Origin of the sequence: Vogesella aquatica (genome assembly GCF_028548455.1) — a bacterium.
Classification (GTDB): Bacteria; Pseudomonadota; Gammaproteobacteria; order Burkholderiales; family Chromobacteriaceae; genus Vogesella; species Vogesella aquatica.
Map to the genome: position 1 here is coordinate 57860 of NZ_JAQQLF010000014.1, position 15348 is coordinate 73207.

Annotated in this window: 13 protein-coding genes and 3 tRNA genes; 8 read left to right on the forward strand and 8 right to left on the reverse strand. The window is 63.3% G+C overall.

Annotated elements, in window-relative coordinates; all coding sequences use genetic code 11:
• Nucleotides 1–13 precede the first annotated feature (13 nt).
• Complete coding sequence (locus PQU95_RS12050) at nucleotides 14–1054, reverse strand: aminopeptidase (protein ID WP_272752252.1); 1041 nt, start codon at nucleotides 1052–1054, stop codon at nucleotides 14–16.
• A 133-nt stretch (nucleotides 1055–1187) separates the two neighbouring features.
• Complete coding sequence (locus PQU95_RS12055; protein ID WP_272752253.1) at nucleotides 1188–1766, reverse strand: TMEM175 family protein; 579 nt, start codon at nucleotides 1764–1766, stop codon at nucleotides 1188–1190.
• A gap of 176 nt (nucleotides 1767–1942) precedes the next feature.
• Here PQU95_RS12055 and PQU95_RS12060 point away from each other — a divergent pair, with 176 nt between their 5' ends.
• The 7 genes from PQU95_RS12060 to PQU95_RS12090 all read left to right on the forward strand — a co-directional run bounded on the left by PQU95_RS12060 (nucleotide 1943) and on the right by PQU95_RS12090 (nucleotide 6035).
• Nucleotides 1943–3007, forward strand: coding sequence for an extracellular catalytic domain type 2 short-chain-length polyhydroxyalkanoate depolymerase (locus PQU95_RS12060; RefSeq protein WP_272752254.1), 1065 nt, complete (start codon nucleotides 1943–1945; stop codon nucleotides 3005–3007).
• 39 nt (nucleotides 3008–3046) lie between these two features.
• Nucleotides 3047–3487: a hypothetical protein gene (locus PQU95_RS12065; protein ID WP_272752255.1), complete on the forward strand. Its 441-nt coding sequence runs from the start codon at nucleotides 3047–3049 to the stop codon at nucleotides 3485–3487.
• Between the two features lie 124 nt (nucleotides 3488–3611).
• On the forward strand, nucleotides 3612–4430 hold the full coding sequence (locus PQU95_RS12070) for an AraC family transcriptional regulator (RefSeq protein ID WP_272752256.1): 819 nt from the start codon (nucleotides 3612–3614) through the stop codon (nucleotides 4428–4430).
• A 223-nt stretch (nucleotides 4431–4653) separates the two neighbouring features.
• Entirely contained in the window at nucleotides 4654–5622 is a 969-nt protein-coding gene (locus tag PQU95_RS12075; RefSeq protein ID WP_272752257.1) for a DMT family transporter, read from the forward strand.
• Nucleotides 5623–5786: 164 nt separating this feature from the next.
• Nucleotides 5787–5862 (forward strand) — tRNA-Ala (locus PQU95_RS12080).
• Nucleotides 5863–5875: 13 nt separating this feature from the next.
• Nucleotides 5876–5951 (forward strand) — tRNA-Glu (locus tag PQU95_RS12085).
• Nucleotides 5952–5959: 8 nt separating this feature from the next.
• Nucleotides 5960–6035 (forward strand) — tRNA-Ala (locus PQU95_RS12090).
• A gap of 92 nt (nucleotides 6036–6127) precedes the next feature.
• On the opposite strand, the gene PQU95_RS12095 is transcribed toward PQU95_RS12090, so the two are convergent.
• The 3 genes from PQU95_RS12095 to PQU95_RS12105 all read right to left on the reverse strand — a co-directional run bounded on the left by PQU95_RS12095 (nucleotide 6128) and on the right by PQU95_RS12105 (nucleotide 8085).
• Entirely contained in the window at nucleotides 6128–6649 is a 522-nt protein-coding gene (locus tag PQU95_RS12095) for a hypothetical protein (protein WP_272752258.1), read from the reverse strand.
• 44 nt (nucleotides 6650–6693) lie between these two features.
• Complete coding sequence (gene ribA / locus PQU95_RS12100; protein WP_272752259.1) at nucleotides 6694–7302, reverse strand: GTP cyclohydrolase II; 609 nt, start codon at nucleotides 7300–7302, stop codon at nucleotides 6694–6696.
• Between the two features lie 87 nt (nucleotides 7303–7389).
• A complete protein-coding gene (locus PQU95_RS12105) occupies nucleotides 7390–8085 on the reverse strand; it encodes a GAF domain-containing protein (protein ID WP_272752260.1) in 696 nt (231 codons plus the stop codon).
• Nucleotides 8086–8150: 65 nt separating this feature from the next.
• Between PQU95_RS12105 and PQU95_RS12110 the strand changes: the two genes are divergently transcribed.
• On the forward strand, nucleotides 8151–9230 hold the full coding sequence (locus PQU95_RS12110; protein ID WP_272752261.1) for a hypothetical protein: 1080 nt from the start codon (nucleotides 8151–8153) through the stop codon (nucleotides 9228–9230).
• Here the strand turns inward: PQU95_RS12110 and PQU95_RS12115 are convergent.
• Genes PQU95_RS12115 through PQU95_RS12125 form a run of 3 tightly spaced genes read right to left on the reverse strand, consistent with a single transcriptional unit; the run spans nucleotide 9225 to nucleotide 15222 of the window.
• Nucleotides 9225–10460 (reverse strand): response regulator transcription factor, encoded by a 1236-nt coding sequence (locus tag PQU95_RS12115; protein ID WP_272752262.1) that lies wholly within the window; start codon nucleotides 10458–10460, stop codon nucleotides 9225–9227. The two genes, PQU95_RS12110 and PQU95_RS12115, sit on opposite strands and share 6 nt — an antisense overlap.
• Nucleotides 10433–12145: a putative bifunctional diguanylate cyclase/phosphodiesterase gene (locus tag PQU95_RS12120; RefSeq protein WP_272752263.1), complete on the reverse strand. Its 1713-nt coding sequence runs from the start codon at nucleotides 12143–12145 to the stop codon at nucleotides 10433–10435. Before PQU95_RS12120 ends, PQU95_RS12115 begins: the two co-directional genes overlap by 28 nt.
• A complete protein-coding gene (locus PQU95_RS12125; RefSeq protein ID WP_272752264.1) occupies nucleotides 12142–15222 on the reverse strand; it encodes a PAS domain S-box protein in 3081 nt (1026 codons plus the stop codon). Before PQU95_RS12125 ends, PQU95_RS12120 begins: the two co-directional genes overlap by 4 nt.
• Nucleotides 15223–15348 lie beyond the last annotated feature (126 nt).

Consider the following 15348-nt stretch of genomic DNA (forward strand, 5'->3'; position numbering starts at 1 on the left):
TTTTCTCCGGGCATCATGGTGCAGGGCGCGCACCGCTGGCTTCCAGCAGCAAAGGCAACAGGATGCGCAAGCTATCGCCGGCCCGCTGCTCCAGCCGCCCAGGTAACAGCTGCGGCAGACGCTGCAAATTGTCGATGTCGGGGCGGTGCCAGCTACTGCCACCGGGGATATCGGGCAAGGCGGTCTGGGTGTAGCCATCGCCCTTGCCCAGCGACCAGTTGGTGGCCTCTACCGCCAGTACAGGAATACCGGCTTTGTCGAAGCTTTCCTGGTCGGAGCAGCAGCCGGTTCCCGCTGGGTAGTCGGGGTGCAGGCCGGGGTTGCTGCGCGCATCGATAGCGAGTGACGCGGCCAGCGCCAGCGCGCGGTCGCGGGCGGCACCGGCAGCCGGGTTGGCCGCAAGCGTGCGCTGGCCGGCATTGAAATACAGCACATCGCCAGTAAGCAGGCTATCCAGATTCACCATCAGCACAATCTGGCTGCGCTCGGTAGCGGATAACTGCGCCAGATACGCCTGCGAGCCTTTCAGGCCCAGCTCTTTGGCACCAAAGGCCACAAACTTCAGCGTGTGCTGCACCGGCGCATCAGCCAGCTCGCGCGCCAGCGCCAGCATCACGCCGACGCCGGAAGCATTATCGTCCAGCCCTTGCAGCTGCTCGCCGCCAAACACGCCCTCGTGCACTTCGTGCAAGGTGGTAGCGGTATCAAAGTGGGCGCCGATCACGATCACCTTGCCGCTAACGCCAGGCTTGGTCGCCACCACATTGCGCGACTGCAGCAGGCGGCGCTGGCGCACATTATTGGCAAACACATAGCTGTATTCGGTATCAAAGGCCTGGGTTTGCGTTTGATAGCCCATGCTGGACAGCTGGATATGCAGGTACTCGGCGGCGGCAAACTCGCGCTCGGCGCCGGCCAGCCGGCCGGGGAACTGGCTGGCGATATAGCGCATTTCGCGCGCCGCGCGCTCGGCGGCCGGGCTGGCGTCCGCCGCCATGCACGGCGACAGGCACGACAGCACACCCAGTACGGCCAGAATCTTGTGCAGGGTCATATTTATCCAGAGTAAGCATCATGCCGCGATGATAGCCGGTGTTCCCAGGCAGACCAACACGTTGCCTCACTGCAGCAGGCAACGCACAGCCGCCAGCCCGCGCCGGCGGCTATGTGCTGCGGATACCCGGCGCCTAGCCGGCCTGTAGCAGGCGCTCGATGCGGCGGTCCGGCACCAGCCACATCAGCGCCACGGCGGCATAGATACCCCAGGCCAGCACCGGCAGCTGCATGGCCACCACAATGCCCAGCACGTACAACACCAGCGACAGCTTGCCTTTGAGGTCGCGCCCCAGCGCCTGCGCCAGCAAGGCGTTTTCCGGCGAGCGTTGCAGTGCGCACTGCAATAGCCAGTAGGCCAAGGCCGACATCAGCAATACCAGGCCATACAGCGCGGTGGGCAGCGGTGCAAAGTGGTTCTCGCCCATCCAGCCGCTGGTAAACGGCACCAGCGATAGCCAGAACAACAGGTGCAGGTTGGCCCATAGCACTACGCCGCTGACATGGCGCGACGCGTGCAACAGGTGGTGGTGGTTATTCCAGTAAATACCGACATACACAAAGCTGAGGATATAGCTGACAAAAACCGGCCACAGCTTTTGCAACACCGCCCAGTCGGCCCCGTGCGGCACTTTCAGCTCCAGCACCATGATGGTGATGATGATGGCCAACACCCCGTCGCTAAACGCTTCCAGCCTGCCTTTTCCCATCATGATGCTGCCCTTTTTACTGTCGTTGAGCGCACAGTATAGAAGTTTGCCAAAACCGGTTTAACGAAAGCAAAAGACAACAATCAATATAAAAATAATGCAATATTCATATTGCTATCGATAAGCTGGCCAACAATACAAACACCCCTCACCCGCAGCACTACGACAGGAAGCCAGACATGCGTCAAACCTCCACACACATCGTTCAGCTGGATCAATACAAGGTCGCCGCCGGGGAAAGCTCGCTCTCCGGGCTGTCATCCGGAGCCTTCATGACGGTGCAGCTACACCTGGCACACTCGGCCAGCTTCGCTGGTGCTGGCGTGGTGGCCGGCGGCCCCTACCGTGGCGTAGAAACCTTTCGTGGCGCCGCCTGGCTAGCCGAGGACGCCTACGAGCTGAATGCGTTGCAGCTGTGCATGGCGCCGCTAACGCCACAGCTGGCACCACCGGCACCACGCTCGGTACAGCTGGCACGCGAAGCCGAGCGCGACGCGCTGATCGACCCGCTGGCCAACCTGGCGCACCAGCGTGTCTATATCTTTACCGGCAGCGCCGACAGTGTGGTGAACAGCGCGGTGGTGGCACAAACCCGCGACATGTACCGCCTGCTGGGCGTGCCCGACAGCCAGATTGCCTACCACGACCAGCTACCGGCCGGGCACTCGCTGATTACCGACAACCCGGAAGACTCGCCGCTGGGCAGCAACCAGCCACCCTACCTCAACAATGGCGGCTTCATGCAGTCGCACCACATCCTGCAGCATATCTACCCAGGCCTGGCGGCGCCGGTAGCGCAGGCCAGCGGCCAACTGCTGCGTTTTGACCAGCGTGAATTCTTTGGCAACGACCCGCACGCCAGCATGGCCGACTTTGGCTACGTGTACGTACCACAAGCGGTGCTGGACGGCGCACCGGCGCGGGTGCACATCGCCCTGCACGGCTGCAAGCAAGGCTACAGCTATGTCAGCTACACCCTGGGCCAGGCCGACACTGCCACCCAGCCACCGTACGGCAACCGCTACATCACCACCACCGGCTACAACACGCTGGCCGACAGCAACAACCTGATCGTGCTGTACCCGCAAGCCGCCGGCAGCGACAACACCCTGGCACAAAACCCGGACGGCTGCTGGGACTGGTGGGGCTACACCAGCCGCAGCGCCGATTACCCCGACTACTACTCGCGCCAGGCACTGCAGATTCGCGCCATCCACGCCATGCTGCAGCGCCTGGGCGGCTGAGCCGCCTACACCACTGCCCGATACCACAAAGGAACAGACATGACCCACGCCGACCCCACCCTGCCACAAGCCGCGCAGTTGCCAGCCGCCCCTCAGCGCCCACGCCACGGCCAACTACTGGGCAAGCTGGCCAGCCGCCAGCAGCACAACCTGGGCACCAGCCTGGCCATGCTGCCCGCACTGGCGCATACCGGTACCTGGCTAAGCCTAGCGCAGCTGCAGGCCGCCAGCCTGCAAAAACTGATTGCCCAGCAAGATAGCTGGCTGGCGCAGTGGCAAGGCTGGCTGCACAGCGCCTGCCAGCTGGGCCAGGCCAACACTGTATCCAAGCTGCTGGAGCAGGAAATGAACCTGGCGCTGCGTGCGGTGCAGATCGTCGGCCAGCAAGCTGTCGACCTGGCCAGCCTGCAGGAAAACCTGGAAATCAACTACGGTTACTGGGCCAGCCTGCAAACTGCCGGCAGCACCACAACCGCCTAAGCACGCGTGGCCTGGCGCTTTAGCCGCACCTGCGGCCAAGGTGCCAGGCCTGTCAACATGCATTGCCACCGCTACGGGCTGCCGCTAAGCTGCCAGCTCTTGCCCTATCCAGGCTCGGCCAAGCATGCAAGGCGTCCCCCAGCAGTTTGAATTCACCCCAGACCAGGCTCAGTTCTTTCACCCGCCAACGCGGGCAGGCATCGAGCTGTACCGCGCGCATATCGTGCAGCACGCTTTCGAGCCGCACACGCATGCGGCGTATGGCTTTGGCACGGTTATCAGCGGGGTGGAGCGCTTTCGCTACCGCGGCGGCGAACACCTGGCCAGCCCCGGCAGCATCGTAACCATGAACCCAGACATACTGCATACCGGGCGCGCCGACACCGACACCGGCTGGCAGTACCACATGATCTACATAGAACCCGCCTTGCTGGACGAAATCGCTGACAAACCAGGCTGGTGGTTTGACCAAGCCGTGCAACGTGACCCCGCACGCGCACAACAGCTATCGCAGCAGTTGGCCGCACTGTGGCAAACGCACGATGCGCTGGCGTTCGACTGCCTGCTGGCGCAGCTGCTGCAAACCCTGGCACCGCTCGCCACCACACAAGGTACACCGCAGCGCGGCCAACGCTTTGACCGTGTTATCGACTACATGCACGCGCACCTGGCGACACGCCTGAACCTGGAAACACTGGCCGCGGTTGCCGGGCTCAGCCCGTTCCACTTTTTGCGCCAGTTCCAGGCACACTACCACGCCACCCCGCAGCAAATGCTGATGGCACTGCGCCTGTACCGTGCCAAACAGCTACTGACACAAGGCATCGCCCCCGCCATGGTGGCGGCCGATTGCGGCCTGGCCGACCAGGCCCACCTGAGCCGCAGCTTTCTGAAACGCTACGGCACCACGCCTGCGCGCTACCAGAAAGCCATACGCGGCTAGGGCCTGTTAACGCTCTTTTTCCAGACAAGCTTCCCACTACGGCGTTGCCGGGCTTGCGCCGGGAACCACCCAGCGCATCGCCATCCGCCTGGCATTGGAAAATTTCCCGGGCCTGCGCGGCGGCAAGCAATAGTGTCAACTGGCCCCGACTCCACCGCAAGCTGGTACAAGACAGCCCGGCACCGCCGCAGCGACACTGGGGGCAAGCACCCTGGAGAAGCCCATGTTTACCGGTATTGCCTTTGCCCTGGCCGCCGGCACGCTATGGGGGCTGGTGTTCATCGCCCCCCTGCTGCTGCCCGACTACCCCGCCGCCCTGCTAAGCGTTGGCCGCTACCTGGCCTTTGGCCTGATTGCCCTGCCACTGGCCTGGCTAGACCGCCGCGAGCTGGCCCATCTCACCCGCACCGACTGGCGCGAGGCGCTACAGCTGTCACTGATCGGCAACGTGCTGTACTACCTGTTTCTGGCCAGCGCCATACAGCGCACCGGCGGCCCGCTACCCACCATGCTGATCGGCACGCTACCCGTGGTGATTGCCATCAGTGCCAACCTGTTCAACCACCAGCGCGACGGGCACCTGCCATGGGGCAAGCTACTGCCCCCGCTGGCCGTTATCCTGGCCGGCATTGCCTGCGTCAACCAGGTAGAGTTGGCCGCACTGGCCCTGCAGCCCGGCATAGACATGGCGCGTTACGGCAGCGGTGCCATCATGGCGCTGCTGGCGGTAGCCTGCTGGACCTGGTACCCGATACGCAATGGCAACTGGCTACGCGCCCACCCCCAACGCAAACCACGTGGCTGGGCTACCGCACAAGGCCTGGCCACCCTGCCGCTGGCACTGCTGGGCTACGCCGGCTTCTGGCTATACAGCTCGCTGGCCACGCCTGGCTTTGCCATGCCGCTAGGCCCCACACCAGGTAAATTCATGCTGATGATGCTGGGCGTGGCCCTGCTGGCCTCCTGGCTGGGCACCCTGTGCTGGAACGAAGCCAGCCAGCGCCTGCCCACCAGCCTGGCTGGGCAGCTGATCGTGTTTGAAACACTGGCGGCCCTGACATTTGCCTATTTGCTCAGGGGGCAATGGCCCGGCGGGCTATCAGTAGCCGGCATCGGCTTGCTGCTGGCGGGGGTGCTGTGGGCCATGCGCGTGCGCCCGGAAAAACCGGCGCCAGCAAGGGTAAGACAATAAACAGCGGCCAGCACTGAACGCGCCCCCATAAAAATCATGCACTTGCAGATTAAGTGCATTTTTTTTGAAAAAACTTGCAGCAAAACGCTTGACGACCACAAGGCCGCAAGTTAAAGTTCGCACCTCTTCGCAACGCAGCGATGCGAAACGAAGAGCTGGTGTCAGGGGGTATAGCTCAGTTGGGAGAGCGCTTGCATGGCATGCAAGAGGTCAGCGGTTCGATCCCGCTTACCTCCACCAGGAAACACACTAGGTCCCCATCGTCTAGAGGCCTAGGACATCGCCCTTTCACGGCGGTAACCGGGGTTCGAATCCCCGTGGGGACGCCACATTGCGTGGGGGTATAGCTCAGTTGGGAGAGCGCTTGCATGGCATGCAAGAGGTCAGCGGTTCGATCCCGCTTACCTCCACCACCAATTAAAAAAACCGGTCAGATGACCGGTTTTTTGCTTTTCTGCCGTGCAAACCCGCAACACCACACCCTGCGTCTTGTGCGCGACCACCACTAAACCGTAAACAAGGCCTCGTACCGTACCCACTGCGCACTCTGCGCATGCCAGTCAGCCGGCTCGGCACTGTGCTGCAACACCCGCAACAAAAAGTGCACCGTACCGAACATGGCATGAATGCGGCCGCGCGCGGCTTCACAGGCCTGCGGCATGCTCAGCCACAAGCGCTGCCACAGGTGGCACAGCCGCGCTACCACCTCGCTTATTTGCACCAGTTCGTTGAACAAACCATGCGAAGGTTGGCCGCCAGCCATCAGCGCCCGCTCGCGCATGTCCGCCAGTCGCTCCTCCAGCAAGGCCAGCAGCTGGTCCAGCGCATGCGCCAGCTGCGCCGGGGTAGCGTCTTCACCCGCCTGGCCATCGGGGTCCAGCTGCAAGGCGTGCTGGCTCAGCAGGCTGGCGCTGAAAGTGGTCACGGCCGCAACAGGGTGACCATGCGGGTGATCATGGCCAGGCAGATGCTGCGGCGCGTGCTGGCTGATCGCCTCGGCACTACCCACTGGTGCAATCTTGATCATGTCACCCTCCTGTTCAGGTTTTTATCGCCAGCATGGCTGCAAACTTAAGCGCCGAACAAATGGCCCAGCTTGGCGCGCTTGGTATCCAGATAGTGGTCGTTATACGGGTTGCGGCCAACCTGCAGCGGCACGCGCTCGGCCACCCGAATACCAGCCTGCTCCAGCGTGGCAATCTTGCGCGGGTTATTGGTCATGATACGCACAGCGTCCACGCCCAGCAGTGCCAGCATTTCGCGCGCGATGCGGAAGTCGCGCATATCGGCAGGAAAACCCAGCTGCTCGTTAGCCTCTACGGTATCGGCACCACCATCTTGCAGCTTGTAGGCGCGAATCTTGTTGATCAGGCCGATGCCGCGGCCCTCCTGGCGCAAGTACAGCAGCACGCCACGGCCTTCGGCAGCAATGGCCTCCAGCGCCGCTTCCAGCTGGAAGCCGCAATCGCAACGCAGGGAAAACAGCGCGTCGCCGGTAAGGCATTCGGAATGCACACGGGCCAGCGGGGCATCGCCACTGCTGATATCGCCCAGGGCAAGCGCCACATGCTCGCGCCCGCCATGCTCTTCAAAACCATGCATCTGGAACACGCCCCAAGGCGTGGGTAGCGCGCAGCTGGCTACCAGGTCAACGCGGGGCTGGTTGTCGGCTTGGTTCAAAATAGACTCCGATTCAAGAAAAACAGGCGGGGGCATGGTAGCCACGCCCTCACCGAATGAGAAAGATCAATCAACCGAACACGTCAGTCAGCTTTTTTCAACAGTACTGCCCAGCTGGCTAAACGGTGCCGACAAGGCCAGCGCCAGCGCTACCAGCGCCGCCTGCTCGGCCTCGCCAAAAAAGCCGGGCCGCGCGTCTTCGGCATCCAGAATGCCCATCACGCGGCCATCCGCCGCCAACACCGGCAGGCAAACCTCGCTCTGCACTTTCGGGTCGCACTCGTAGTAGGCACCGCCGGCAGCCTGCCAGGCGGCCACATCGGCCACGATGGCAGCACGGCCACTCAGGCCCACGCGACTATTGTTGCTGAACAGGGCAAAGTCTTCGGTAAGCGGAAACTCGCCACGGCTGGGCAGGCCGCGGTAGGCCAGCTTGACCAGGCGCGCCTGGCCATCACGCTCGAAGCGGCAATACACCCCCAGCCAGTCGGCGGCGGCAGCCTGCAGCGTCGCCTCTACCAGCGCATGCAGCTGCAATAGGGCTGCAGCGGCAGTTTCACCCTCGCCCCCCAGCCAGGGCGCCACGCTGTACGGGGTGTCATCCAGCTCGTCTACCAGCGAGCAGCTACCCCCCTCGCCCAGCTTGGGCACCTGATAGCGGTACAAATCCGCCGGCGCCGCTTGCGGCAAACCGGGCAAGGTGGCGGCCAGCTGATCGACAGCATGGGCAACAGCAGCAGCCGGCAGGGACAAACCCACGGCATCCAGATACGCCTGAGGCATACGCGTGACTCCGGTAAAGTAATTTAGTCGGGTATTATTACCTTTTTGTACTGGACACTCCAGCCATGACTGCAATTGTGCTGCGCAACCCACCCGCGCTCACCCTGCGCGCCGGCCCTGCCGCACGCCGGCACTTACAGCAAAACGGCTTGCACGCGCGGGATATCCGCACCCTGCCCGGCGCCGCTGGCGGGCCAAAGGCGCTGGGGCTGTCCGGGCTGGACCAAGCAGTATTCGACTGGCTGGCCGCCACGCCCGCACTACGCGACCTGGTCGGCGCATCGATAGGCGGCTGGCGCTTTGCCTGCGCCATGCAGGCCGACCCCGCCGCTGCACTCGCTCGCTTTGCGGCCAACTACGTGGCGCAGGATTACAGCCGCCAGACGACGCGCGCACTGATTTACCAGCACTGGCAGGCCCTGCTGCACGACACGCTGGGGCCCGATGGCCTGCAGGCCATACTGCAGCACCCGCACTACCGGCTCAGCCTGATTCTGGTACGGGCGCGCGGCCTGCTGCACCATGAACAGCGCGCACCACTGCTCGCCGGGCTGGCGCTGGCTGCCGCCTGCAACACCCTGGGGCGCACGCAGCTACGGCATGTATTCGAGCGGCTGATCTGCCACGATGTACGCAGCACGCTGGCGTTTAGCCCGCAAGATGGCCTGCCCACGCAGCACGTGGCGCTGTCTGCGGCCAACCTGCTGCCGGCACTGCTGGGCACCACCGGCGTACCGGGGCTGTTTGACGGGGTAGCCATCCCTGATGCCAGCGCAGGGGTGTACCGCGACGGCGGGCTGCTGGACTATCACCTGGATTACCCGTGGCAGCAGCAGGCCGGCATCACGCTATACCTGCACTACCAGCAGCGTATTGTGCCGGGCTGGTTTGACAAGCTGTTGCCGTGGCGCCAGCCCGTGGCCAGCCACCATAGCAACACGCTGCTGGTGACGCCCAGCCCGGCCTACCTGGCTACGCTGGCACTGGGCCGCCTGCCCGACCGCGGCGACCCGAAGCGCTTTGCGCACGACGACGCACAGCGGCGCCGGCTATGGGCGCAGGCGGTAGCCGAAAGCCACCGCCTGGGGGATGAATGGCGCGAGCGGCTGCTGCGCCAGGACTGGGGCGATATCACGCCCCTATGAGGCGACCTCTCCGGCTTCCAGCGCCTGCAGCAGCGCCTTCATACTGCTATCCACATCGGCGCTCTGGTCGTACAGCTCGGTAGCTTCCTGCGTGGCACGCGCCACCAGCCCGGCCAGCAGCCGCTCCTGGCCTTCGGTCAGGCCCAGGCTGACAAAGGCGCGCTCCACATCCTCGCGCAGGCGCAGCATGATGTCGTTGCTGCTCCATTGCTGTTCGCGAAAACGGTTGTCGATGATTTGCAGCGTGGCGCGGGTGCGCGACACCAGCTGCGCCAGCGTAGCGGCCTGCTGCTGCTGCTGCCAGGCAGCGTCCAGCGCCGCCAGCCGCGCCGTGGCGCCTTCCACCAGAAACGCCAGGTTGTCACGCAGCCGCCCGTTGCGCTCTTCGTCTTCGCGCGGCATGTTCTTCACCGCCAGCGATACCTGGCCATAAGTAAACACCGTCACCCGGCCGGCATCCACAATGGGGCCGCGCCGCGCCAGGGTGTCGATCAGCCCGATCTCCAGCTGGCCACAAGGGCCTTCGCCATTCACGGCGCTGGCGCCACGGGCAGAGCGCAGCTGCACGCTGGCATCCAGCCCCAGGTCTTGCAGCGCTTGCAACACGCACTGCTGCAAAGCGGCGTTATCCGGCAGGACAAAGGTGTTTTTCAGAAACTGCAGCACAATGCCGATTTCGCTGGCACTGGTCATGGCGGTAAAGGCCGCCTGCATGGCGTTGGCCACCTGGCCTTGCAACTGCTGCCCCGTCTGGCGCGACTCGCCATTGCGTAGCGCCACGCCGATCTTGCTCAGCAACTCGGCATTCACGTAGGGCTTGGCAATATAGTCTTCCGCCCCGGCCTCGTAGCCGGCCATCTTGTCTTCGAGCTCTACCCGGCCGGACAAGAAAATCACCGGCACATGCGCCAGGCGTGTATCGGCCTTGAGCTCGCGGCAAATGTCGTAGCCTTCCATATCGGGCAGACCCACATCCAGCAACACCAGCTGCGGGCAGGTCTGCGCCTGGCTGGCCAGCACATCCAGCCGCGACAGCGCACTCATACCGTCCGCAGCCTCTTCTACCGCAAAGCCTTCCAGCTCCAGCAGCTGCTTCAGGTTGAAGCGTAACGGCGGCTGGTCCTCCACCATGAAAATACGGACAGGCGGTGTGCTCTGGGCTGCCGGCGCGGCGGCCACAATGTCTTCTTCAAAAAAAATGGTCATGTCGGCACCCTTGCGGTCATCCATTCAGGCAAATGCTCGGCAACGTCCTGGGCACTGAGCGGCGGGCTGAACAGATAGCCCTGGTACGCATCGCAGCCCATTTGCTGCAGTAACTGTTTTTGTTCTTCGCGCTCTACCCCCTCGGCAATCACCGACATGCCAAAACTGCTGGCCAGCGAGATCACCGCCTGGGTAATGGCCCTGTCTCCGGCCGAGGTCAGGATATTGCGCACAAACGACTGGTCAACCTTGAGTACGTCCAGCGGAAAACGCTTCAGGTAAGCCAGGCTGGAATAGCCAGTACCAAAGTCATCCAGCGCCAGCTTCACCCCCAGGCTTTTCAGCTGCAGCAAGGTGCCTACCGTGCGCTCGGCGTCGACCATGGCCGTGCCTTCGGTAATCTCGATTTCCAGTAGCGATGGCGGCAAGCCGCTGAAATCCAGCGCGGCCTCGATACTGTGCAGCAGGTTGGCCGCAGCAAACTGCCGTGCCGACAGGTTCACCGCCATGCGCACTCCGGGTGCCAGCTGCTGCCAGCTGGCCAGGCGCTGGCAGGCTTCGGCCAACACCCAGCAGCCTATGGAAATGATCTGGCCGTTTTCTTCGGCCAGCGGGATAAAGCGCAGCGGTGACACGCGGCCCAGCCGCGGGTGGTGCCAGCGCAGCAGCGCCTCGAACCCGGTCAGGCGGCCGTCTTGCAAGGCGATCTGCGGCTGGTAGTGCAGCTCGAACTCCTGGCGCTCCAGCGCGCGGTACAAGTCATTGCTTAGCCGCAGGCGCTCGCTGGCCTCGGCATTCATCTGCGCGGTATAGCCCAGCACATGGCTGCCACCCAGGCCTTGCGCCTGGTGCAAGGCTACCTCGGCGCGGCCGAGCAGCTGCTGCGCGTCTGCCGCATCAGCAGGAAACAGGCAGTAACCGATACTCACCGGGATAAACATTTCCTCGCCCAGTACTGTCATGGGCTGCAGCCAGGCTTCCTGCAGACAGGTGGCCAGTAGCCCGGCGGCGGCAGGCTCGGCCACCTGCGCCACCACGGCAAAGTTGGGCCCCACCATCCGAAAGGCCCGCCCCATATCGCCCAGGGTTTGCTCCAGCCGCCGCCCGCACTCGCGCAAGGCGGCATCGCCGGCCTGGTAACCCAGCGAGTCGTTAATGCGCGAAAAGTAGTCCACCCCCAGCACCAGCACCACTACCAGCTGGCCCGGCGTCTCGCACAGCCCGCCCTGGCCGGATAGTGCTTCCAGTAGTGCCATGCGGCTACCCAGGCCGGTAAGCTGGTCCAGATAGCGCAGCCGGTGCGCCTCGGCCTGCAAGCGCTGCGCCTCGACCTGCTGCTGCGCGCTGCGCCCCAGGCGGGTTTCAATGGCGTTGAGCAGGTCTTCACGCTGGAAGGGCTTGGCCAGGTAGTCGTCCGCGCCCAGGTTCATGCCCTGGCGCTGGTCTTGTTTATCCGCCAGGGCCGTCAGCAAAATCACCGGCAGCTGCGCGGTAGCCGGCTGGCTGCGCAGCTGCCGCAGCAGGGCGTAGCCGTCCATGCGCGGCATCATCACATCGCTGATCACCAGCGCGTATACATGGCTACGCAGGTAGTCCAGTGCCTCCTGGCCATCGCCGGCGGCATCGGCTTCGTACCCTTCCAGCCGTAGTAGCGCCATGATGTTGTTGCGAATGGCGATGTCGTCCTCTACCACCAGAATCCGCCTCATGCTGGCCGCCCTTTCTGCTGTTCCTGTACTGGCAGGCGCACGCAGAAATGCGTGCCGCGCCCCTGCTCGCTGGCCACGGCAATCTGCCCGTGGTGCAGCTCTACCGATTTGCGCACGATGCACAAGCCCAGGCCGGTGCCCGGTATCGGCCCGACATTCTGCGCACGGTGAAAGGCATCAAACAGCTGCGGCAGGTCTTCTGGCGGAATGCCTATGCCTTGATCCTGCACGTCGAAAATGATTTCGTTGCCATCGCAGTGCGCCGAGAAGCGGATCTCGCCGCCCTGGGGCGAGTACTTGAAAGCGTTGCTGAGCAAATTGCCCAGAATTTCACGCAACAGTTTTTCGTCCAGCAGCAATACCGGCTGCGGCAGCGCCATTTCCATCACCACGCTGGCCAGCACTTCTTCCCCCCGCGCATGCGAAGCGTGGCTGACCTCTTGCACCAGGTTCTGGCAAAAACGTGCCACATCCAGCGGCTGCGGCACAAACTCTACCCGCTCGGCTTCCACCCGCCCGATCAGCAGGATATTGTCCAGCATGTCGGTCATGCGCTGTACCGAGGTCTGGATCGATTCCAGCAAGGCTTCGCGCCGCTCTGGCGGCAGGCGGTCGTGATAGTGGCGCAGTAGCTCGGCCGACGACAGCACGGTGGCCAGCGGGGTGCGGAACTCGTGCGAGGTCATGGACACAAAGCGCGACTTCAGTACGTTCAGCTCTTGCTGCTTGGCCAGCGCATCGCGGATCTCCTGCTCGGCGGCATGGCGCTCGGACACATCCACCAGCGTCCAGATGGTGCCCTTGTCCGGCTGGCTTTTCACAATGCTGGTGCCATTCATCTGCACCCAGATCAGCTTGCCGCTTTTGGTTTGCAGCTGCCGTTCGGTGGTAAAGATCTGCCCCGCCGCCAGGCAGCCGTAAGCGTCGCGGCCAAAGCTGTCGAACTCCTCGTCACTACGGAAATAAATGCGGCTGCTCATGCCGATCAGCTCGGCTTCGCTATACCCCAGCAGCAGCGAGAAGGTGCGGTTGATCCACAGCAGGCGCCGATTGGTGACAAAGGCCATGCCGACCAGGGCAGACTGCAAGATGGCCTCGCGCTCGGTATGCGTGCGCAAGAGCTCGAACTCCAGCTCCTTGCGGCGGCTGATATCCATCATCACCCACACCGTACCCTGCGCCATCTGCTCGGGGTTGATGGGTTTACCGGACAGTTGCACCCACAATAGTTGGCCGCAGGCCGTGCGCATGCGCATTTCGGTGGCGTAGGCACGGCCTTCGGCAAAGGCCAGCCTGGCATCGCGCGTGGTGCGCAGATAATCCTGCTGCACGTCGTAGTAGCGTTCCAGGCTGCCACCCTGCATGCGCTCCGGCGTGGTCTGGAACAGCTCGGCAGCGGTGCTGTTTACCCAGCGTACAAAGCCCTGGCCATCGACAAACGCCATGCCGGCGATGGTGTTGTCCAGGATGGACTCACGCTCGCGCAGGGTGCAGGTCAGGTCTTTTTCCAGCCGTTTGCGATGCGTGATATCGGTAAAGAACACCAGCGCTGCCTGGCGACCGTGCCACCCGATCAGTACCACTCCGCTATCGACCCAGCGCACCTCGCCATTCTTGTTCACTACACGCAGGTCATCGCGCGCCTCCACCGGCTCTCCCCCCACGCGGCGACGGTGCATATCCAGCACACGCCCCTGGTCGTCCGGGTGAATCAGGCTGGCAAAATCCACCTCGGCCAGCTCGGCAATGCTGTAGCCACTGATTTCGGCAGCACGCGGATTGGACAGCACAATGCGCATGCCCTGCACCACCACAATGCCGTCGCGCACATTGTCGATCACCAGCCGGTAGTGCTCTTCCGACTGGCGCAGGGCGTCTTCGCTGCGGCGCCGGGCGGAAATATCACGGAAAAACGCCCCGATAAAGCCCTGCTGGCTGGACGAAAAAGGCCAGAACGAGGCATCGACATGCTGCAGCTGGCCATCACGCTGCAGGGTGAACTCCAGCGACGTGGCTTCGGCCAGCTGCATACCCTGATCGCCCAGCAGCAAACCGGCAGGTAGCTGGTCCGGCGATAGCGGCAGCACCTCCAGCAAGGGGCGGCCCACCGCGTGCTCGCCGCGCAAGCCAAAAATTTCTTCGGCGTGGATGTTCCAGTCGATGATGACACCGGTGTGGTCCAGCACCACCATGGCGATACTGGCAAACTCGAACAACATGCGCGCCCGTTCCATGTGCTCGTACAGCACCTGCTCGGCCACATGCTGGCGCGTCATGTCGCGCAGGGTAATGCCGCGGTAAGGCAGGCCGGACAGCACAAACTGCCAGCCGGACAGCTCCAGCGGCACCCGGCTGCCGTTGCTGTGCAGCGCCGGTATTTCCAGCGGGCGCATGGTCTGCGCCATGGCGCCACCATCGTCAGCAAACAGCCAGTCATGAAAGCGGTTCTGCAATGGCGCCGGCACCAGCAAGGCAGCCAGCGGCCGGCCCAGCGCGGCGCTATCGGGCCAGCCCAGCAAACGCTCGGCCTCGTGGTTCCACTCGCAGACATAGCCTTCGGCATCCAGCACGATCACGGCAATGGCCGAATAGGCAAACAGATGCCTCAGGTTATCGTCGTTAGTGATGCTGCGCTGATACAGGCCGGCCAGTTCATCCACGATACTCTCCCGCCCGGCCAGCCAGTCTTCGGGCAACAGCGCCGGGTCTGCGGGCTGCTCGAACAGCACCCCGGCCAGGCGAGGCTCGCCACCAAACGGGGAAATCATGCTGAAAGTACACTCGGCTACCGCGCGGTAGCTGCCATCCGGCTGACACAGGCGGAACAGCCGCTGGCGGCGGCCGGATGCTGGCGGCTGCGGGTCTGCAAACAGGGGAAGATCATCGGGGTGTACCGCCGCCATATAACGCGACGGGTCTTCGTGCAGCGCAGACAGCGGCCGGCCCCAGAGTGCTTCGAAGCCGGCTGAAACAAACAGGAAGCGGCTACGTGCCGTATCTGCCAGCCAGTAAGCGCAAGCTAAAGACTGGGCGTCACCGGTAGGAACCGACAACGACAGGGTAGACTCAAGCGGCATGAATGGTTCCTTGCAAGCGGGCGTGCCAGGTTCATTCTTTCTTCATGCCGTTAGGGTTTTCAAGTAATTATTTATAAATTTACTTAGTTAACGTGAAAGTAAAACTTATTGCCAATGCAGATAGCC